The following is a 21,522-nucleotide window of genomic DNA, read 5'->3' on the forward strand; positions in this document are numbered from 1 at the left end:
TGTTTCGTAATCCCGTGGGAGGAGATATCGTGAAAATCACATCCCTATTGCTGACGTTACTGCTGTCGGTCGCTTCCATTGCGTCCGAGCCGATCGCCCAAAAACGGGGTCCGGCCGTGGCCGGTACCTTTATGGTCGACAAATTTATTTGGAATTCTTCTTACCTTGCACTCAATGCAAACACCATGGTTCACGGCGAGGAATACGCCGGTTATCCAGGTCCGCTTCCCAAGTTCTTTTACGCCTTGGGTTACGATGTCAACCATCCCTCGATTGATTGGGAACTCATCCAACGCGTTGATCGCGAGGCGCCGAACTGGTTTGGGATCTGCAACGGCTGGGCCGTTGCCGCGATTAATTACGACGAACCCGAGCAGGTCACCATTAACGGCATGAAACTCAATGTCGGTGATCTCAAGGCGATGTTGACCGCGATTCACAAAGACAACGCCGCATTTTTCCTCAGCGGCCGCGGCGAAGAGGGCGTTACCGCCACCGTGTTTCACCAGATCATCACTGATTCAGTGGCCAAGGGCGAACCCGTTATTTTTGACGTCGACATTTCGTCCGAAATTTGGAACTACCCCACCGCCGGGGTCACCATTGAAACGGAAGTGGATGGGGCTTGGACCAATGTTCGCGCCGTCGTGCATTTCGCCAACTTAACCCCACTCAACGACACCCGCGGCATCGAATTGTTTAACAACATCCCGGTGACCTACCGTTACGATACCGCCTCTTTGAACAATTTTGAATATACCGGCACTTCCATTGACGATCACCCCAACCGTGCTTGGGTGCCTTTTAAGTCGTACCTTGTGGATCGTTGGTTGGTGCGCGCCAACCACCATTTCACCAAGGAACTTTACGACGAGCTGTTGTCCTCATCCGGTGTCGGTGTGAAGGAAGACCTTTTTGAACCCAACGAAAGCGCCGCCCAGGCCCATCACATTCGCCAGGAATTTATTTACGCCAGTTTGTTGACCGAGGATACCGACTACTATCGGTTTAGCTTGCAGCAAGGCCAGCCGCTTGAGGTTGAGATCGATGTTTACGAAGGCACCGCCTTCGATCTGACCCTGATTTCACCAGGCGGGGAGACCCTCGTCGCCGCCACGGGGACAACCAATCAATTGATTGACATCACCGCGCCCGAGGCGGGTGACTACCTGTTACACATATTCCCCAACGCGGAACGTCACCGCGAATCTTACTACCGCGTGGCTTTTCCCGAGGATGCCGGCTCGCTTTGGCTGAACCCTCACCAGCAGACCGATACCACCTTACAGGTTCAGGCGTTGCATACCCGAGACACCGCGGCATCGGTGGGGAGCCAAGATGTTTCCGGCTATGGTTCCCTGTTGCTCGAGAACAAACCTGGTTTCGTACGCGCGACCGACCGCACCGTCTGGGCCGAGTCTTGGCGGGTTGGCGAAACCATGTACAAAAAGAAATACCACCGTGACCACGTCCTGCGCGCACGTTATGTGGTACCGCACCTTACCTTCCGCAACGGTTGGAAAACCCGAATTGAGGTTTTGGCTGAGAAGCCGGGTGTGCCCGTATTCCTTCAGACCTATGACAACAGTGGTCTGGAATTGCGTCGCACTGAAATTCCGCTGAATGACCAAGGGTGGTTCGAGGGTTACCTAGACCAAATCCCCGCGGTCGGCTTGACCGGCGCGGCTTATTTTGAAGTCGAGACCGAGCAGGATAACCGCCTTAAAGGCACCGTGTGTTTTGAAAATGTGCGCGGCAATTACGTCATGATCGACTTGCAACCCACGCCTTCCATTGGTGAGTTCATTGTGTTCGATCTCAAAACGACGGGCACCGGCGGCACCGGTTTGGCCGTGGTCAACACCGCCCCTGTTGAGAACCAGGTACTGTACGAACTCCAGGATCGTTCCGGCAACACCCTGGATTCCGGCGGCATGTACTTGCAGCCAGGTGAAAAGTTGTTGGACACCATTGCCGGCATTACCGATGCGGCGATTGAAAACGACTATCGCTTCTACATGCACACCCAATATCCGGTGGAAGGGGTTGTCATCCAGTACCAAATGGAGCCTTACGTCATGTACGGTCACCGTTTGATGCGCCGCGATGTCGACAACTTAAAAGAAACCTTTATTACGCTGCCCCAAGATCGCACCTTGTCCACCTTGGTGTTTGCCAACTTCAACGACACCCAAATCCAACCGTTGTTTGAAGGTTATGACGCGCAAGGCAACCTGCAGGGGCGCTTCAACATCAACTTGCAACGACAACTTCAGCCAAATGAAGTTCGTTTCTTCGATTTGGCCACCTTGTTCCAGAACGGGGTGGGCATCGGGGATCTCGATGCGATTACCCACTTGCGGGTCCGCTCAAGCGCTCCTTTTATGGCACTTGAGTTGCTTGGTGTACCAGGGTCCTCCACCTTTATGGGGGTACCACTGGTGACCATCTACGATAATCCCTAGCCTGACCCCTTGATTTTATGACCGGAATGTCGCGTTTGTGTGGGATGATCGAAGCCGAGTACGTCGGTGGTTTCGTACACAATCGCGACATTTTGCCGTCTAGGCGGCAGGTCGTCCAGGAGCTGATATGACAAAAACCCTTTACCTTTTCATCCTTGCGGCACTTATTTCCTGTGCCGCGGAAAAACCACAGGCCGCCGCCGCCAAGAACAACAATGAGCCGGCCGCGACTACCCAAACCACCGCGTCAACTCAGGCCGAGCAGAAGGTGACCGTTCACCCTGAACACTCCGATCAACCGCGCGATAAAGTGAGTATTCGTAACGAACAGGCGATTAAAGAATCCCTCAAGATTACGCTGATCAATAAAGAGACCGGTGAACTGCGTCTGGCACGTCCTGACGAAATTGATTTGGAAATCAAAGAAGGTGAGCGTTTTAACCTGGTTCCCGAGGACCCCAACAAGCAGGTCCATATCCAAGAGCTTAACCTGCGTGATGCCAACGGTAAAAAGGTCAAGATTAACTTGGACCGCGTCACCCTGATCGAGTATTGGAACGAAGACGCCATGGGAACCAACCAATTTTGGGGCAAGATGCGCGAGTTCGAGAAAAAATATGCCGACAGCGACGAAATCCAAATTCTGTCGATTTACCACAACCCGGTTTATTCCGGTCGTGAAACCGTGGCCTTTGGAAACCAAGTCGTCAAACGCTTTGAACAGCCGAAAAACCTCTACTTCGATACCCTGGCCGTTTTACCCGACCAGATGTACGTGCCCGGCGGCGTCTCTTACCTTTTGATCGATCATCGACGCCAAATGACCCACGCCGGGCGTGGTGGGTTCCCCGCCTGTGAGCAGGTTTTTGAGGCCGTCGATAACGCGCTGAAGTTTCAGCGTGCGGTTAATCCGGTGGAAACCGTCACCGTTAACGGTGTACCGAATCAATAAAGTTCAATGAGGTTTTGCGTGAAAAAGATCCTTCTTATCTTGTTCGCGGTCGGTGCGACCGCCTTGGCCCATGAGCCAAACCCTAAACTGCCGGAAGAGTTTGAGCATGTTCAATCCCAAAAATCGCGAGAGGTTGCCGGGCCCATTCTGAGCAAACTCCTGCTGAAAGGGCCTTCCGCGGAAGGTTACGCCCAACTGGCCTCCGTATTCTTCGATGACAGCCAACCCTTACCCGCGCGTTTCTTCTATGAAATGGCCATCGGGCTCGATAGTGAAAACAAGGCTTACCAGGAAAGCTACCAAAAGGTTGTCGACCAGGTCGCCTACTTGGACCAGCGCTTCCTTCATTTCGTGAACCTCAGCCAAAAAGAAGATAAGGTGACCCATTTTGCCAGCATGGCCACCATTAAGTTCCACATGGGCTTCCGTGCCGAGGGCCTTCAGGTTCTGCGTGATGCGATTCGGGTCCATGGTGAAGACCAGCGGATTTTTCCGCTGATCGGTACCTTCAAACATCAGATCATGGCCGACCGTCAAACGGTGCAGTTGCTCAATTCCGATTTGGACCAAGCCATCTTGCGCGGCGAGGTGGAAAAAGCCGCCGGGATTGCGGGTCAGATGTTTTTTGTGACCGGCGGTCATCCCGAAATGTTGTCCATCATCAAACGTGTCAACACCATTCCCGGTGCCAAGGTTCATGATGAATCCCTGGCGATTCTCGAAGTTTTGACGCAGCAGCATCCCCAAGCTGTCGCAAAGGAAGGTTAAGGTATGCGCCTGTTCTTTATGGTCCTCTGGGTTGGGGTTCTTTGGGCGCAAAGTACCCCGGTGGTGCAACAACCGAAAGACACAACCCAAGCCGAAAAAAAAGCCGCCGCGGCGGTGAGTGCTAGCGATAAAGCCACGCTTTTGCAGCAGGCTGGTACTGAGCCGGTTCCCAGTGAGCTCGACGCGGTGGTGAAACCTTCCGAGAAAGAGGGGATTCCCGAGCAAAAGCCCGGGGAGGTTGAGGTTCATAAAAAAGCCGCGGCCGCCAAGGCGCTCGACGCATTGGTCGTCAAGTTGAACCAATACTGGCAAGCCTCCTACAACCGTGATTACGCCAAAACCTACCCACTGTACATCCAGGCCTACCGAGATCGTATTCCGTTGAAGAATTTTCTCAGCCACCGACGCGGTGATGTTCAGAAGTACGAAATTGAGAAGGTGACCCTGTATGGCGATTCCTGTGCGTATGTTTCGATGCGTTTGGGCATGAAAACCGAATTCATGGATTTCAACAAGTTTGCGGTTCGTCAGTACTGGACTTTGGTCGACGGCGAATGGTTTTTGTACGAGAACCCCGGCGGCAAGGCTTTGTTTCAACGCAAGTCGCAGCAGGTGGCCAACCCTTGTCCGCTTCCCGACGCCTTAAAACCAAAGCCGAAGAAGCAGGCTAAAAAAATCTAAACACCTGGTGTGGGCGGTGTTCTTGTAAATCGCCCACCTGTAAACCGGCAACAACTCAATCAGCGGGGGCGGCCCAAATGTCTTTTTTTGAACGGGTGCGGTTGTTTTTTAGCAGCGAATCTAAGCAAGAGCAGCAGGAAGACCCCCTTTTGTACCGCGTTGTTTTGTTGTTGGAAGTTGCCATGTTCGACGATGAATTCGACAACCGCGAGAAAGCACTGATCGTTCACTTGCTGGAGACCAAATACGGTCTCAACCGCGAGGAGATTGAGGCGCTTTTGACCTTGGCCGATGAAAAACGCGCCCAGAGTCACGATATTTTTGCCCACACCAGCCGCATCAACGATTGGCTGTCTCTTGAGGACCGGGCCGACCTGATGAAAGAAATTTGGCAGGTCATTTTTGCCGATGATAAGTTGACGCCCCAAGAAGATCATCTGGCTCGTCGGCTACGCACCTTGTTGCGGCTCGACCACCAACATTGGGCGCAAGCAAAACAGGATGCACGCGAGGCCGGCTCCTAAGCGACCCGCTTTCTCCTTGGTTGCAGAAAAAGCCTGTGATACGCTTCCGCATTCGGCGGAACGCCCGGCGTTGCAAGTCTGTCTCCGTGTCAGCGTCGCACCACGTCTCCCGGTAAGGTTCATTCCGGGGAAGAGAGGGTCAGCATGTCTTATCAAACGCAAATTCAGGACTTGATGCGCGAAGTTTTTGTTGTGGACTTGGCGGTCGACGCCGAAACCTACGACAGCGCGGCACCCGGCATTGAGGTACCGAAGAAAAAAGAAATGGGCGATTTTGCTTTTGCCTGCTTTAAGTTTGCCAAGGTGTTGCGCAAGGCGCCCAATGCCATTGCCGCGGACGCGTTAGCCGCGTTACAGCCCCGCCTTAAAGACCACCCCCAGTTTGCCGAGGTGGCCGCCGCCGGCCCGTACCTCAACTTTAAAATGAACCAAGCGTCCCTGGCCGCCGACGTGGTGCCCGCCGTGCTTGACGGTTCTTTTCTCGCCCCACGTTCCCGCAACGGTCAAAAGATGATGATCGAATACTCCCAACCCAATACCCATAAGGCGTTTCACGTCGGCCACATGCGCAACGTGGCGCTGGGCGACGCCTTGGCGCGGATTTGCGATTGGCAGGGTTATGAAGTGGTACCCGTCAATTACATCGGTGACGAGGGCACCCATATTGCAAAATGCCTCTGGTTCTACAAAAACCATTTTGACGGTGAAGTTCCTGAGGTCAACCGGGGGGAATTCCTTGGTTCGCTTTATACCCAAGCGACCCTCATGTTGGATCCGACCACCTTGACCACCTATCCGCTTGCCGGCATCTACGCCGCTCAGGTGGTTCGCATCGAAATGCATCCTTCCCGTGAAGACCAAACCGTGGTTGCTCTGGATCTTGGTGATCGCGAGGTCCAGGTGGTGTGTGGCGGGACCGGGTTTAGTGTGGGTGACCGCGTTGCTTTTGCCGCCCCCGGTTCGCGCATTGGCGGTCGTTTGGTTCAGCCGACGGACAAAGGCGGGGTTGCTAGCGAAGGGATGATCTGTAGTGCCCGAGAATTGACCATTGGCGACGATCACACCCGTATTCACGTTTTGCCCACGGACACCCCGCTTGGGGCTGAACTTATTGAACACTTCCGCATTGAGGGGGCCTTGCCCGAGGGGCAAGGCGTGGGTGCTGAATTGGCGCGCCGCAACCGCGAGGTTAGCGAGGTGCTTAAAGCTTTGGAAGCTAAGGAAGGGCCGCTGTACGACCTCTGGCAGGAAACCAAGCAGTGGTCCATGGATGAGTTTTACGAGATTTACAAATGGCTTGACGCCCGCTTTGACCATTATTTCTTCGAGTCGGATGTCAGCGAGTCGGGGAAACAAGCGGTCCTTGAATACCTGGAAAAAGGGGTGCTGGTGCGCTCGGAAGGCGCGATTGGTGCCGATCTCAGCGATTTTGGTTTGCCTTTTGCGCTTTTGCTGAAATCGGATGGTACCGGGCTCTACGCCACCAAAGACATCTCCTTGGCCCAAATTAAGTTTGAAACGTTCGGCGTGGACAAATCCGTTTACGTCGTTGACCACTCCCAAAGCCTTCATTTTCAACAAGTATTCCGCGTGTTGGAGATGATGGGTTATGAAAAAGCCAAGGATTGTTTTCACCTTGCCTACGGTTTGGTAAAAGTCGTCGAGGGCAAGAACGAGGCGGGCCAGAGTAACGTTGTCAAAATGAGTTCACGGAAGGGGAATGTGTTTCTTTTCTCTCAATTGCGCCAGGCGCTCCGGGATGAAACCTTTGAGCGTTACCTGAAGCCTTTTGTCGGCGAGTGGTCGGATGAAGAAATTGAGGAAGCGGCACGCTGGGTATCCGTTGCGACCATTCGTTACGGGATGCTGAATACCGACAACCTGAACGAAATCGCGTTTGACCTGGATGCATGGATCAACAACACCGGAAACACCGGCTCTTATTTAATGTATGCCTATGCCCGTACGCGTTCCATTAAAAGGAAGCTCGGGGAACAGGATGGTTCGCTTGCGGATTGGGCGTTGTTAACCCACGAAGCGGAAAAACGTTTGCTCAGTGGTATGTCCAAGTTCCACGAGGTGGTGGCACGGGCGGCCGAGGACTTCAAACCCAATGTGGTTTGCACCTATTTGTACAGCCTTGCCAAAGATTACTCACGTTTCTTTTCCGAATGCCCCATTAAACAAGCAGAAAGCGAGGCGTTGCGAGTAACACGGGCTCAATTGAATGATGCATTTGGGCTGTTGCTTGGCAAGGGGCTGGCTTTGCTGGGCATCCGCACCTTAGAACGCATTTAGCAAACGCGGCTCGTTTCAAAAGGCCCCGATCCCCCGCGTTTTGTCGTGAGGCCGCCCCTTGTATGGCTAGCCCGAATTTCTCACAAGGCGTTCTGCCGTGGGGCAACCTATGCGATTACGAGGGTTTTCCTCCCGCGGGGCGGCCTCCCGCGGGGCGGCCTCCCGCATGACTCGGTCGAGCCGCCTTGATCGTCATCTTCACACTCACAAGGCTTTCAGCTTCTCGCGTCGAATCCTTGTGAGCAAGCGGGTTAGACCTCGCGACGAATCCGGGTGAGCGGGATGGGCCGGCAGAAAACCGGGTTGGTACCTCGGTCTCGTGGGGGTTGCCCCCGTCTGGTTGGGCCTATGACCGCCTGTTTGTTCTTTCGGCCTATATATATAAGGTAGGGGAGGGACGTTTGGTCGCTGCGATTTTGGCCGCGCCGGCGCTCGGAGTGGTTGTGTCAGGGATCCGTTCGGGTTGGGTGGCTTGATGGTTTTGGGTTTCTTGCGATTCCCTGCGAGGTGGGATGTGTCATTTTTTGTCATGGATGGCCGGGGAAGTAAGTGTTCGCTGCCGATTTTTGTCGATGGCATGGGTTTGGCGCATCATGGATTGATGTAAAGGGGCCGGTGAACCGCTGTCTTTCATTTTTTTTGCACGTTTAAGTATCTGATAAGAAAGGGTCTTGTTGTGGTCGTGATGCAGCGCACGTCGCTTGAGGGGGGAAACTTGGCAATTGGCCTTGGCCTTGCTTCTAAAGAGGCCAACAGCGCAAAGCTGATTTTCTTTCAAGGGAGTCTAAGGATGAAAAGAAAAGGTTTTAGTTTGGTTGAATTGATGGTTGTTGTTGCCATCATCGCTATTTTGACTGCAATTGCATTGCCCATGTACTCTACCTTCCGTCGTCGTGCCACTGCTCAAAACGCAATCGGCCCCTGTAACGATGCTCGTAAAGCCATCATGGAGCACTTCCAGCAACACGAAACGTTCCTCAACTTCGCTTTTGAAGGTGGCGCTGCTTCCGGTGTTGGTCAGTTGATCGCCCGTAACCCCAGCCTGAACGTTGACACCCCAATCGGTACCGGTCTGCCTTCTGCTCGTGGCGTTACTTGGACCCTTTCTGCTACCGACCTGACCGCCGGTGACGACAACATCTGGCGTGCTACTATTGAATTTGCCTTCACGACTGAAGTTTGTGCTGGTTGTGACGGTCAGTACTGCATCCTCTGCGATGCCGGTGCCGGTGCTTGCGCTTTCGAAATCGATGTTGACGACACCCACGATGACGCCAACAACCCTCTGAACTCTTTGGATAAAAACCGCGACACTGCTTGCGACGTAGCTAACATGGCCGCTGTAGACGCTATCTTGAACCCTTAAGATCCAGCTCCACGGCAATCGCATAAAGAAGGGTGCCCCTACGGGGCACCCTTTTTTCGTGATGCGCCCCTTGTGATTTGTTTACCCGTGGTTCCGACCGGCCTTCTGTGCAAAAGCATCGGTGCACCGCTACCGCAAAGGCCGGTGAGAAATACGGGTAAATGAGATTGTGTGCGTGATATTTGGGCGCTCTGCCCTAGATGCTAGGCATTTCGCGCTCACGGGTTGCTGTGCCTTTTTTTGATGAAACCGATTGCGAACCGCGTTGTTGCGCGGTCTCCCATCATCTTGGTTTTTTTTGTGGCGCGGAACGCCGGTCGGCTTGCCTGGCCTGTGCGCCTGGTTCCCTTTTCGGCAATTGGGTTTGCGCGAACGCATTAAGATCCTTGGGTCCAATGTTATGATGGCAATCGCGGCCGGCAGTTTCATGAGCTTCCCTGTTTCGAGATCATGTAGCGGCGATCCATCGCTCCTCCGTGGTTCTTTTTCCTGATTGATGTGCTTTGAACCTAAGAAGCGCGATAAGAGCGAGGGATTTTGGCTAAAGATCTGGAGCGAAATGGTTTGGGAAAAGCGGAAGCGCACCCATTGGGTGCGGTGAGCATTTTCACAGACCGTTGCAGCCCAGAGGTTTAGCCAAAATCGCCGCGAGTTATCGCGCTTCTTAGGTTGAAGGTTCCTCATTTTGGGAACCGTTCCCAGAGAATCCAGCGACCTTTTTAGGATGGTGATGTGTGACGATGACGATGGTTTTTTTGTTGAGTCTTCCGCTAGCATTTCAAGAAGCCGAGGAAGAGAAGGATGATACGCGTTTTTTGCCGGTAACCGAGGGCAATGTGATTGAAGTCGGCCCCTTTTTGCTGACAGTCCCCACGGGAATTTTGATGGCTTATTCCGAAAACGCCCAGTATATGTACCGCCTCCTTCACGTCGAAAACATTCCCAACTGCGAAGCTGTGATGTTCAGTATGTCCGGTACCTGGACTTATGGTATTTCCGTTCAGTGGTTTCCTTCCAATAATGTGTTGCTTGAGCCGATCGTTGACGCGCCAACCTTTGAACGACTATGGAATCAACGGGATGTGGTGTCGGGAAAGAGCGACGGTGTCCCGCGAACCGTGATTTATCCGTTTACTGTAAACCTGGAAGAACACAGTGCGTTCTTTGGTTACAAAGCTGAACCCAAGGATGAGCACAGTGATATCGTGGCCAGGAAGGTCTATGTTTCGGATCAAGGCGCTTTGATCATGACGTTGCGCTCCAATGTTTTGGAACACGATGCCTTTGAAGAAGAGATTTTGCGCGTTTTTCATGAAGCGGTGAGCCCGCCGGGGTTGCCGGAGCAGGAAGTGACCTTGGACAGTCGCTCCTACCTGACCTTGTTCGGGGTGCCGCTGAAGCAGTCCACGGACCAGTCCGCCGCCGAAGAAAACGCCGAGACGGCGGCGGAGGAAGGCCCCAATTTAATGATGAGTGGCGTTGTGATTGTGCTGGCATTGGGTGTACTTGGCTTTGCGGTGTTTTTATCGCGTAAAAGCTGACAACCATGGGACAGCAGGCCGAACTTTTTTTTCTATTCCTGATCCTGACGCCCTTTGGGCTGCTTGTGTTGATCATGATGGCGCGGTTGGTTTTTTGGGCCATGCAGAACCGCGCCGAACCCGTGCGCATTCGGCCACCAGAAGAACTTTTGGTAGAAACCTTGCGGGAGCGAACCCTGGGCGAGCGCCAGGCTCGGCTTGACCAGAAAGCCTCCCAATTGGCGCTCGATCAACTTGAATTGTTGCACCACGATATCTTGGACGCGATTCCGGTCGCGGTTTCGGTTTTGGGTGAGGATGGCAGCGTTTATTATGCCAACCCCCTATTTCGACATATGTTGGGCATTGATGCGATTGTTGGGCAGCATTTGGCCTCGGTTTCGGATCGGCTCAACGGGCAGTGGCTTGAGATGTTGGCGCTTGGTCAGAGTGTAAAGTTTCCGGTTTCTTTTGAGTCGGGGAATAAGACCCTGTACCTCCAGTTGACGCTGACCAATTTGCAGAACAACCAATTTCTGTTCACCATTCAAGATCGGACCCGCGCTCAAATTTTGGACCAGCGACTACGCCTCAAAAACGAGCTAGAACTGATGGGTGAAATGGCGGGCGGCATCACCCACGAGGTTAAAAACGCCTTAGCCGTGATTCAAGGTCGCGTGCAGATGTTGAAGTATGGTGCGGTCGAAGAAAACAGTGCCAAGATTCAGGATGAAATCAACCATCTGACGGATTTTGTAAATGCCTTCCGACGTTCCAGCAGCGGCGAGTCCCATTCCATGGAGCAGTTTACCCTGGCGGGTTGGTTCGAACGGTTGCGCCAGTATTGGGAAGGACATCCTGACGGGGTTTGGGTTGGATTGCCCGATGGAAACACGCTGGAAGGTGGCTTGCTGGGTGACGATACCTTGCTTTCAACCGTGGTGAACAATCTAATTCTCAATGGCTTGGAAGCGGTTCGCGGGGCTGAGGAATTGCCCGACGAGGCGCCTTGGGTTTGGGTCGAGGTGATCGAAGACGATGAGGTGGTCCAGGTCATGGTGCGTGACCGCGGGCCGGGCATTGTCCCGGAGATGAGAAAGAAGTTATTTGTACCTTTCGTAACTTCTAAAGAGCGTGGCACGGGGTTAGGGTTGTTTCATTCACGGAAGATCATGCTGGAGCACCAAGGGCGACTTGAACTTCGCGAGGGAATGCCGACGACTTTTGCCTGTGTTTTTCCCAAGGAACTCTTTTAGTGTGGTGGTTTTTATTCAATATGGTTGGTTTGATCTGCAAACCGCTGAAGGGAGCTTGATGTGGATTCGATTCTGCTAACTGAAGATCGTCCCGGCTTGCGCCAGCTCTACGCTGAGTTTTTGCGCAATTTGGGTTACCAAGTGATTGAAACCGGATCAGTTGAGGATGCCAAAAAAGCGATTGAGGTGACCGATTTTTCCCTGGTCCTCACCGACTTTATGCTTCCCGGGGCCAATGGCATCGAATTCTTGAAATACCTGAAGGAACGCGATCCTGAGTTTGTGGTCGTTATCATGACTGCTTTTGGTGAGGTTAAGCTTGCGGTTGAGGCGACCCGCGCCGGCGCCTTTGATTTTTTAGAAAAACCCATCGATTTGGATTACCTCAAAATCGTGGTGGAGCGTGGGCTTGAACACCGTCGCTTACAGCGAAAAGATTCTTTTCACGAGTTGCGCGCGGCTCGGGACGACCACGCGATCATCGGCGATGCGCCCACGTTGAGGTGCGCGTTGGCCATGGCTGAAAAAGTTGCGCCCAGCGAAGCCACCTGTTTGCTGCTCGGGGAGTCCGGGGTGGGTAAAGAGTTATTTGCCAAATTCATTCACGATCACAGTCCGCGCCGTGGGGCCGAGCATGTTTCGATTAACTGTGCCGCGATACCGGGAGAACTCATTGAAAGTGAGTTGTTTGGTCACGAAAAGGGTGCCTTTACCGGGGCTGCCGCCAAAAAAACCGGCTTGGTCGAAATGGCCGACGGCGGCACGCTGTTTCTCGATGAGATCGGTGAATTGCCGATCCATCTACAGCCCAAGCTGTTGCGCGTTATTCAGAGCAAAGATTTCCGTCGGGTGGGCGGGAGTCGGACCTTGCACAGTGATATTCGGGTGGTGGCGGCCACCAACCGTGATCTCAAAGAAGGGATCCGTGAGGGCTGGTTCCGTGAAGATTTGTATTACCGCCTTGCTGTTTTTCCCATTGAAATCCCGCCGTTACGAGAACGCAAAAGCGATTTACCCTGCCTGGTGGACCATTTCCTCAAACAACAAAACGCGGGTCAGAGCAAACTCGACAGCGCGTTGATGAAGGAACTGGAGCGTTATGACTGGCCCGGCAATGTGCGGGAGTTGCGAAATGTATTGGAGCGCGCCCTGATTCTCAGCCAAGGCGGGGCGCTGCAGCGAGAGCATTTTCCCGACAATATGTTTGATTCGGCCGAACGTGTCGGCTTCCGGTTTTCGGTTGATTTGACCCGCAACTTTAAAGACAACCAAATGCGTCTGGAAGAAGAGTTGGAGCGGCACATGATTCGTTTGTTGCTCAAAGAAGAATCGGGCAGGCGCGAGCGTGTGGCCAGGCGTTTGGGGGTTTCTGTAAAGACGCTGTACAACCGTATGAAAACTTATGGCTTAGAAGGTTAAGCGGTTTCTGTTTTTGCCGCCGCGCGAGCGCGCCATAAGGTGCAGGTACCCAAAATCGCGCTCTGGACCAGGATGATGGCGAGATAACGTAAATCGAAAGGGGCTTCTATCAGGTAGCCGCCGCATAGGTCGGCCAACCCGCCGATGGGCGGCACGAACCAAATCAGGTGGTGTGCCCAATCGAGGCGGCCTTCTAAATAAGCCAAGACGTATTGATCCAGATAGTTTAAGAAGCTGCTAAAGCCCCATAAGATGCCGTACCCAAGCAGGGCCGTGGTTTTCCCAAATAGGGCGGCCAGATGTTCAAGCCAAAGCGTGAACGCGGGCAAAGCGACCGCGAGGAACGTGAGCACGACGAGCTGGCGAGTAGAGAAGGTGCCGCCGATCCAGACACCACCGATGAGGGTAGGGCCGAACAGCGCGAGCGGGAACAGGAGGGGAAGGATGCGCGCGGTGCGAAACCGTCCAGGTGCCGAGACGAACCAAGCAATGGGTGCCAACAGAAGGAGTGGATTGGCGACGGCAATCAAGCCACCCAAAAGCCGGTTCATTGAATAGGGGCCCATATCCACCGTCAGCAGGGTGAGCCGGCCTTCGTCCAGCCGCATGGTCGCTATCATGATCAGGGCGGGAACCCAGCCAATTACCGCGGTGATCCAAAGTGGAACGGTATGGGATTGGGTTAGATGGGGCAAACGAAACCGGGTTGCTGTCATGGAAGCAATGCCTCGCGGGTGATGGAATTAAGCCGAGGGTTGGTGGGCGGCTTTGCGCTGGATGGCCAGGATCATAAGTAAACCGGCCCAGCTAAGCAGGTGATACACCACTTGATTCTGGATCGGGAGTGCCAAGGTCAGCGAAAAGGGGCCGGGCAAAATCATGGCCGCGAAAATGGGCGGGGGGACTTTTTGCGTTTTGGCTCTAAAAGAAACCCATAGCCCCGCACAAAGCAAAACAGTGGTAAGCATGCCGGCGTAGGTTTGGGAGCTTTGGGGATCCTCGTCCCAGCGTGTCCCGGTTAGCCAAAAGGTGAGCGAGATACCGAGACCGGTAAGGCCGAAAATCAGCGCCTCGCGCCATTGGATGGTGATGGTCGTGGGTTGCTCATTCATGGTGGTACGTCCCGTGCAGGCTGATGTCCGTGCGAGCCGGCGCGGAAACGACCCGATGTGTTTCGGTGTATGTCGTTGTGCGGCCGGGCTGAATTCGCGGTTGGGCGTTTGTACCATAGGCCTGTATGCGGTTCAACCAAAGGCTTGGCGTCCTTATCTGTCGCCTCACGCTCTTTTGAAGAATTCGGAAGGCGGTCGTTAGGCGAGTCGGCTTGGTTTTTTGCGCCAAACAGGGAACCATTCCAGGAAACGGGGTTGCGTTGCCATCGGTCTCGCGGTCGCCTTGTTGCCAAAAATAGGGAGAGAATAAGGGGCGATGTGCCGAAAATTGTCGATTGAGCCCCGTGGGCCCACCAAAAAATGTCGCCCCTGCAAAGGTGCAGTGCGGCGTGAGAAGTTCTGTCGTCTGCTTAAGATGCTTGTTTGTAATGTTTTAATTAAAATTTTTAGCCTACTTGTTTAAATGCCGAAAAGAAAAAAGTTGGCCTTGATTTTGCTGTCTAGTGGTTGCAACGGCTTCCCAACGAAGACGAACGAAGGAACGGATCATGAGAAAGAAAGGTTTTAGTTTAGTAGAACTGATGGTTGTTGTAGCGATCATTGCCATACTAACCGCGATTGCTTTACCGATGTATTCGAATTTTCGCCGTCGCGCGACTACTCAAAATGCGATTGCACCCTGTAATGACGTTCGAAAGGCCTTGATGGCATTTTACGATGATAGTCGTTCTTTTCAAAATATTGGTTTTGTTGCCGGCACCTCCGGCCCTATCCAAGCCTTTCATACGGGTGTTGGCGGCGTCATGAATGTTGGATCCGGCTTACCCCCCGCCCAAGGTATCACTTGGATATTGAGCAGCGATGAAATTTCTGCAGGTAGGGTGAGCCGCGCCACCATCGAATTCCAATTCGATCCAGAGGTTTGCGCCGGCTGCTCCGGCTTCTATTGCATTCTGTGCGATATCGATTCGGTCGCTTGCATTTACGAAGTTGATGTTGACGATACCAACGACCCCGGCAATCCGCTTAATTCACTCGACAAAAATCGTGGGACCGCATGTGATCTCGATTCTGTTGCCGCCGCCGAAGCTGTATTGAATCCTTAATTCACACTTAGTTCAGTTACCCGAGAAACAGGACGTGGCGATGGCCCGTCCTGTTTTTGCGTTTGGTCTGGAGAATTGCCCATCATTTCCGGTGAAGTTGTGTGTCTATTGTAGAAAATGATTTGTTCGGTAAAATTAGACGAATGAATGACTGAGTTAAAATGGATATTCGCGGAAAATAGAACCTGAAAGTATCTTCATTTTTGATGTTGGGGTTTTCAGAAGCGGCTTTAAACTGCCTCCAATTTCAGCACAAACTGGTTTTCTTCGGCTCACCTTGCACCGACTCGGTACGCCTTTTCAGTTGTGCCTATCACTGGAGGTACTCATGACACTGGTTGCCTGTGACCATCGTTTTCTTAATCGGTTTCTGGAGGATCCGTCGGATGCATCGTTTCGAGCCGGCGAAAGGCTTGGCGATTATCAGCGCTTTTCACCCGAGGGTGGTGGGTCCTCGTTTTGGGGGCGATGTTTGCCCCGTTCGCCGGCTACGATGCAATTGCTTGGGCGGCATGTCCTAAGGCCGATTGCCGGATTTGCCCCACTGGTGCGGACGATTGGGCTCGATGACGCCTTTTTGCTCGTTTTTTCAACCGATCCATGTTGGCAACCTCTGAACGCCTCATGCTTTCAGCAATGGACTCGTGCCAAGCAACAGCATACATTGGTTGCGATTTACGACTTATTGCTTCGATGCCAAAAAGCGGCGTTGGTGTTTGATGCACGGCGGGTTGTGCTCGGTGTCGAGGGCCAACGCTTGTGTCTTTTGGGCTGGGACCAGGTTTCTTCGGGGTCGACTCCCGAAATGATCCAACCGATGGGCCCTTTCTCGCGGTCTGTTGCCGCCTTGACCGGTGTTTACCGCGGCCAATGGACCTATTGGATTCGAACGCTTGTGGGCGAAACCAACACGACGCTGCTCGCTGAGCAACAAGGGTTATTCGTCCGGTCGGCATCAATTTCCCCGCCGGCCGATGGGGTTTGGATGGAACTGGCCGAATGGATGGCGCCTCATCTTTCTCCACAAGCGCTTCCCGCCGAGCAGGTCGCGCCGGTCGGGGAGGAAGCTTCTCCCGAAGAAGGGCGTCTTCTGGCCGCGTTAGAGGTTCCCGGTTCGACGGGGATGACGCGGCTTTTTGTCGGAGTGTTAAATCGCAAAATTGCCGATTGGGATTGTGTTGGGCTTCAGGCATTTCATCGACGCATTCGAGCACGCTCATCCGATTGGGGCGAGCAGGCAGGCGCGATTTTGCGGCGGTTACAGGGGTTGCCGCCTGTCAATATGGGTTCCGGCCGGTCGCGAGACGGCTTGGATCGGGCGTTGGTGAAGGTGTTCCAATTTAAATGGGACGAGGCATGTGTACGACTTAACCGCTATGCGGCAAGAAAAAGTGCCCCGTTGTCCACACGATGTTATGCACTGGTCCTGGCCGCGGAGCAAGCCGCTTTGCGTGGGAAAATTGCCAAGGCGCTGGCCGCGCGGGGTCGTTTTCTTGAGCTTTCCACCGGTTTGCCGAACACGGAAACGGCGACTTTTTGGTCTTGTCGTATTGATGCCGCTTGCGTTGAGGCCGAATTTCGAGGCGCACGTCGACTTTCGGTGACACGCGCCTTCCTCGCCGAGAGCGCGGCGGTCCCGACGCACGATCCCGGCCGACGCTGGCTGGCGGCCGTGGGCGCGGCCTGTTTAGAGGATCCGTTCTCCGCCCTGGACCATTTATTGTGGCTGATCCACCATCCAGAGCTGGTGGCTGATTTGCCTTTGCAGTGGGCGTTTCTGGCGAAAACCGCCGATCTTTATACAAAACTGAACGACGGGGTGCAGGCTCGTTTTTGGTTGGCGCGCGGCGAGGCCTGGGCCCGATCCGAGGGCGTAGCCTCGGTTGCCCAACGTTTTGCAATGCGTCGTGCGGTCTCGTTTGCGCGCGACGGGTTATGGTGCGAGGCGACGGCCTTGGCTTGGGATCACCGCCTCAGTGATTCACGCGAGCAGGGTTGGCCCCCGGCGCTAATGCTGGCACACCAGCTCGTGTTTGGCCCAAAAACGACCGAGGCCGCGGAACACCGACGCGCGAACAGCAATATCGCTATTCAGGATGAACTGGCGCGTTGCCAACTGGCCTTGCTTGAAGGCCCGCGCTTAGGAACCGCTCGGCGCAGGGCTTTGTGGGCCAAGGTGAAGGAAGGGACGGCCCACCCGTCGCTTTCCGCTTCCGAGGTTGCCTCATCCAATGCGCGCTTTTTATGGCTTGCCGATTGGTTAACCCTTTTTCATCCAGCGACACCCGCGTGGATCACAGCGCATAACGGGCAAGGGGGCGGCGATTTTGAGAACCGGACCACCCTTTTTTGGGGTGCGGTGCGGCTTTGGTTCAAGGCCGCGTTGACCGCATTGGACACCGCCGTACCGAAGGACTGTATCAGTGGCGTGAACAACGAACTTTCGCCGATGCCGGCGGGATGCAACATGCCCTGTTTGCCCGGCTTCGATGAAGGGGAGGCTTGGGATCGTGGACTGCTGGCCTTAAGCCTCCAGGCCTTGAGCACGGGTCCTTGGGCAAAACGCCCCGAGCTTAAGCGTGCGGCGACTTTTTGGTTGGCCGGGTTTTCTGCCGACCACTGCCTTACCATCGAAACGGATGGGTCTCGGGTTGACGACCCGACCGGGAAACCCTTGGCTGCAGGTTTGACGGCGCCCATGAGCGCTTGGTGTCGTGCGCGAAGGGTCGAATCCTCGGATCTTTCCGGGCATTCACCTGCTTTTAGGGCGGCCCGCAACCAACTCAAGCGTGCGCTCAATCAGTGTTTGCGACAATGGCTGTTGTTTGTCGGCGGGTTGGAATACGGTGCCTTTTTGGTTGATATGCGGGCGCCGGCGTCCGCTTGGCGTCCTTTGTCCTTGGTCGCTGAAAAGCCGGCGGCCGGTTCGTGGCGTGAAACTGTTCGCCGCCGGTTCGGCAACCCGATCCCTGCCGACGAGGCCGACAAAACCCGACGCGTGATGGGTCGGGTTGCCCGCTACCAATGCGTCTCGGGTCGGGTTGAATCCGCCACGGCGTCTTGTGTATGGGTGCCTGTCGGTGACGAGCGCCTGTTGATGTGGTGGCTGGTTCACCCCTCCGCGGATCCCGCCCTACAGAAGGGGGTATTCCGAAAGGTTGCCGCTTTGGCAAGGTTGAGTCGGTCGTGGTGGTCGTGGGTCGATGCTTTTGAGACGCCGAGCCCTGTTGCCTCGGGTGATACCTTTGGGATCGTTGGCCGAGGTGCCGCCTTGCGCGGGGTTTTGGCCGACATTCGCCGTTTTGCCGTCTCGGATCTGCCCGTGTTTATCGGGGGTGAAACCGGGACCGGGAAGGAATTGGCGGCCCGTGCCGTTCATCGGGCTTCCGCGCGTTCGCAACGGCCCTTTTTTGCGCTCAATTGTTCCCAGTACCCGGAGAACCTTATTGAATCTCACTTGTTCGGCTACCGCAAAGGGAGTTTTACCGATGCGCACGAGGACCGTCCCGGGCTTCTTGAACACGCGGACGGCGGCACCCTGTTCCTCGATGAAGTCGGCGATATCAGTGCCAAGGTGCAATCCCTGCTGTTGCGCGTGCTGCAGGAAGGTGAATTCACACGGGTGGGTGAACCCACCATGCGGCGGGTCGATGTGCGTTTTGTCACCGCCACCAATGCACCGCTTGCCGACCTTGTGGCACAAGGAGCCTTTCGGGCCGATTTGTACTACCGCTTAATGGGTGTGGCTTTGGACTTGCCGCCTTTGCGGGAACGTTTGGGGGATATCCCGTTGTTGGTTAACCACCTTATGGGTAAACACGCGCCGGATCGCCGTATTTCTTGTGACCCCGCCGTATTCACCGCGCTCCAGCAACATGTTTGGCCAGGTAATATTCGGGAGCTGGAGATGTATGTGCGCCGCTTGCTGGCGGCTTTTCCCGAGGAAACCTGTTTTGTCCCGGCTCATTTACCGCCTTTCCTGCCGGTCCCCACCGAGGTGTCGCCCGACGATGAGGCCGCGACGCTTAAGGTCTTGGAGCGGCAGTATCGTGCGCGGCTGCTGACGCGACGATTGGCCGCTTTTGGTGGGAACCGCACGGCTGCTGCTGAAAGCCTGGGCATTTCTCGACAGCATTTCGTTCATTTATTGAACCGGCTCTAACGAAGTCTCGGACCTTTTTGGTACCTAGCCCGCGAGTTGGAAGAGAAAAAATCAAAAAAGTTGAAGTGAGCGGTCGAAAACAGTTGGTTCCTTTCGTCGTCATCATAACCGAGCCGTAACCGGCATCGTTTACAATTGGAACAAATCCGATAGAACCCATGAGAAGGAGTGATTCCCATGCCCCAGTACATGATTTTGTTACAAGAAGAGCCGGCGCTTGCCGATGCCGACATGAGCCCGGAGGAGATCCAAAGCATCGTTGCCAAGTACATGGCCTGGCGGGAGAACCTGGTCGGCCAGGGTCGATTTCACGGCAGCAACAAATTAAAAGACGAAGGTGGTAAGTTGATGCAGAAAGCGGGTGGGACGACCCAGGTTACCGACGGGCCCTACAGTGAAACCAAGGAAGTGATCGCCGGCTATTTTGTGATTGAGGCCGCTTCCTACGACGAGGCGGTCGCCATGTGTCAAACCTGCCCCCATCTGGATTACGGTCGCATTACCATTCGCGAGGTGGACGTGGTGACCTGTACATGAATCAGCCGGACGCTTCGGCCGTCCCATCCTTGGTTGATCACCTCTTCCGGGAAAACGCGGGTTACTTGGTTGCAAGGCTAACGCGTATTTTTGGAAGCCGTTACATCGATGACGCCGAGGATGTTGTGCAAGAAGTGATGATGCGGGCGCTCAAAAGCTGGCCTTACAGCGGGGTGCCCGACAACCCGACCGCCTGGATGGTGCGTGTCGCCAAAAACCGCGCGCTGGATTTGGTTCGCCACCATCAGGTGTTTCGCCACAAGCAGGATCTTTTTGCCGCGACCTTGGCTGAATGGCACGAATCGGAAGCCGACGCGACCGATTCCGCCTTTGCCCACGAGGTTCGTGACGAACAACTTCGCATGATGTTCATGTGCTGTCACCCGGAGATTCCATCGGAAGGGCGCATGGCGTTAACCCTCAAAATGGTAGGCGGTTTCTCCTCCGGTGAAATCGCCCGTGCCTTCCTCAGTTCTGAACCGACCGTCGCCCAACGGATCGTGCGCGCCAAACGGAAGATCCGCGGCTTGGCGCTTCCATTCGAGATGCCGCCGTCCACGGCATTGCCCGAACGCATCGATTCCGTGATGCGGGTGCTGTACCTCATGTTCAACGAGGGACACAGCGCCCACGAGGGCAAACAACACGTTCGTGCGGACCTGTGCCGCAACGCCTTGCGTTTGGTACGCATTTTGGCCGAACACCCGTTGACCGCCTCCGGCGAGGTGTTTGCCCTGACCGCCTATTTCCATTTCCAAGCAGCGCGTTTGCCGGCCCGCTGTGATCGAAACGGGCAGCCCGTGCTGCTAGCACACCAGAACCGCGCGCTGTGGGATCAACAGATGATTGGACAGGGGGTCGTGTGGATGGCGCGATCCGCGCTTGGTGATCGACTGACCGCTTACCATCTCAAGGCCGAAATCGCTTCCTGTCACGCCTTGGCGGCGCGCGCCGAGGAGACGGATTGGCCGCGCATCCTCCATCTTTACGACTTGCTGTTGAATGTGTCGGGGGATGCGGTGGTTGCCCTAAACAGGGTGGTTGCCCTAGCCGAGGTCGAATCCGCGCCGGTCGCGCTGAAAGCGTTGACCGAACTCGCGGGCGAACCCCGCTTAGAAAACTACTTGCCTTACCACGCCACCCGCGCCGAATTGCACGCCCGTTGTGGTGAATCGGAGGCGGCGCGGCAAGCCTATCGCCGCGCCTTAACCCTGGCGATGAGTGAGCCGGTAAGCCGTTATTTCCGCGCGCGTTTGGACGAATTTACCGATGATGAGTGAAATGAAAAAGTATTTAATACCTTTTCTTAAATTGACAAAGTCCTGAACCTTTTGGCTTTGTGTTAAGGTGCCATCA

Annotated in this window: 16 protein-coding genes; 14 read left to right on the plus strand and 2 right to left on the minus strand. The window is 54.7% G+C overall.

Features of this window, described 5'->3' with window-relative positions; translation table 11 throughout:
- Positions 1-29 precede the first annotated feature (29 nt).
- The 10 genes from J3U88_RS01805 to J3U88_RS01850 all read left to right on the plus strand — a co-directional run bounded on the left by J3U88_RS01805 (position 30) and on the right by J3U88_RS01850 (position 13,249).
- Positions 30-2,465: a pre-peptidase C-terminal domain-containing protein gene (locus J3U88_RS01805; protein WP_207856408.1), complete on the plus strand. Its 2,436-nt coding sequence runs from the start codon at positions 30-32 to the stop codon at positions 2,463-2,465.
- 127 nt (positions 2,466-2,592) lie between these two features.
- Positions 2,593-3,417, plus strand: coding sequence for a hypothetical protein (locus tag J3U88_RS01810; protein ID WP_207856409.1), 825 nt, complete (start codon positions 2,593-2,595; stop codon positions 3,415-3,417).
- Between the two features lie 18 nt (positions 3,418-3,435).
- Positions 3,436-4,185, plus strand: coding sequence for a hypothetical protein (locus J3U88_RS01815; RefSeq protein ID WP_207856410.1), 750 nt, complete (start codon positions 3,436-3,438; stop codon positions 4,183-4,185).
- 3 nt (positions 4,186-4,188) lie between these two features.
- Positions 4,189-4,866 (plus strand): hypothetical protein, encoded by a 678-nt coding sequence (locus J3U88_RS01820; RefSeq protein WP_207856411.1) that lies wholly within the window; start codon positions 4,189-4,191, stop codon positions 4,864-4,866.
- A 77-nt stretch (positions 4,867-4,943) separates the two neighbouring features.
- Entirely contained in the window at positions 4,944-5,390 is a 447-nt protein-coding gene (locus tag J3U88_RS01825) for a tellurite resistance TerB family protein (protein ID WP_207856412.1), read from the plus strand.
- A 144-nt stretch (positions 5,391-5,534) separates the two neighbouring features.
- Positions 5,535-7,688 carry an arginine--tRNA ligase domain-containing protein gene (gene argS, locus J3U88_RS01830; RefSeq protein WP_207856413.1) on the plus strand — a complete coding sequence of 718 codons (2,154 nt, stop codon included), beginning with the start codon at positions 5,535-5,537 and terminating at the stop codon, positions 7,686-7,688.
- 715 nt (positions 7,689-8,403) lie between these two features.
- Positions 8,404-9,054, plus strand: a complete 651-nt coding sequence (locus J3U88_RS34575; RefSeq protein ID WP_279382448.1) for a prepilin-type N-terminal cleavage/methylation domain-containing protein — start codon at positions 8,404-8,406, stop codon at positions 9,052-9,054.
- Positions 9,055-9,788: 734 nt separating this feature from the next.
- Positions 9,789-10,595: a hypothetical protein gene (locus J3U88_RS01840; protein ID WP_207856414.1), complete on the plus strand. Its 807-nt coding sequence runs from the start codon at positions 9,789-9,791 to the stop codon at positions 10,593-10,595.
- 5 nt (positions 10,596-10,600) lie between these two features.
- Positions 10,601-11,830 carry a sensor histidine kinase gene (locus tag J3U88_RS01845; protein ID WP_207856415.1) on the plus strand — a complete coding sequence of 410 codons (1,230 nt, stop codon included), beginning with the start codon at positions 10,601-10,603 and terminating at the stop codon, positions 11,828-11,830.
- A gap of 60 nt (positions 11,831-11,890) precedes the next feature.
- A complete protein-coding gene (locus tag J3U88_RS01850; RefSeq protein ID WP_207856416.1) occupies positions 11,891-13,249 on the plus strand; it encodes a sigma 54-interacting transcriptional regulator in 1,359 nt (452 codons plus the stop codon).
- Here the strand turns inward: J3U88_RS01850 and J3U88_RS01855 are convergent.
- The gene (locus J3U88_RS01855; RefSeq protein WP_207856417.1) at positions 13,246-13,965 is read right to left on the minus strand and encodes a hypothetical protein; all 720 of its coding nucleotides are present in this window, start codon (positions 13,963-13,965) and stop codon (positions 13,246-13,248) included. The genes J3U88_RS01850 and J3U88_RS01855 overlap by 4 nt on opposite strands.
- A gap of 27 nt (positions 13,966-13,992) precedes the next feature.
- The gene (locus tag J3U88_RS01860; RefSeq protein WP_207856418.1) at positions 13,993-14,361 is read right to left on the minus strand and encodes a hypothetical protein; all 369 of its coding nucleotides are present in this window, start codon (positions 14,359-14,361) and stop codon (positions 13,993-13,995) included.
- A gap of 548 nt (positions 14,362-14,909) precedes the next feature.
- On the opposite strand from J3U88_RS01860, the gene J3U88_RS01865 reads away from it, so the two are divergent.
- The 4 genes from J3U88_RS01865 (at position 14,910) to J3U88_RS01880 (ending at position 21,446) form a co-directional block, all read left to right on the plus strand.
- A complete protein-coding gene (locus J3U88_RS01865) occupies positions 14,910-15,467 on the plus strand; it encodes a prepilin-type N-terminal cleavage/methylation domain-containing protein (RefSeq protein WP_243435722.1) in 558 nt (185 codons plus the stop codon).
- A gap of 805 nt (positions 15,468-16,272) precedes the next feature.
- Positions 16,273-19,629: a sigma-54 interaction domain-containing protein gene (locus J3U88_RS01870; protein WP_207856419.1), complete on the plus strand. Its 3,357-nt coding sequence runs from the start codon at positions 16,273-16,275 to the stop codon at positions 19,627-19,629.
- A 177-nt stretch (positions 19,630-19,806) separates the two neighbouring features.
- Positions 19,807-20,166 (plus strand): YciI family protein, encoded by a 360-nt coding sequence (locus tag J3U88_RS01875; RefSeq protein ID WP_207856420.1) that lies wholly within the window; start codon positions 19,807-19,809, stop codon positions 20,164-20,166.
- Positions 20,163-21,446, plus strand: a complete 1,284-nt coding sequence (locus tag J3U88_RS01880; RefSeq protein WP_207856421.1) for an RNA polymerase sigma factor — start codon at positions 20,163-20,165, stop codon at positions 21,444-21,446. The genes J3U88_RS01875 and J3U88_RS01880 overlap by 4 nt, the downstream gene beginning before the upstream one ends.
- The last annotated feature ends 76 nt before the right edge of the window (positions 21,447-21,522 follow it).

Source organism: Acanthopleuribacter pedis (assembly GCF_017377855.1).
GTDB classification, from domain to species: Bacteria; Acidobacteriota; Holophagae; order Acanthopleuribacterales; family Acanthopleuribacteraceae; genus Acanthopleuribacter; species Acanthopleuribacter pedis.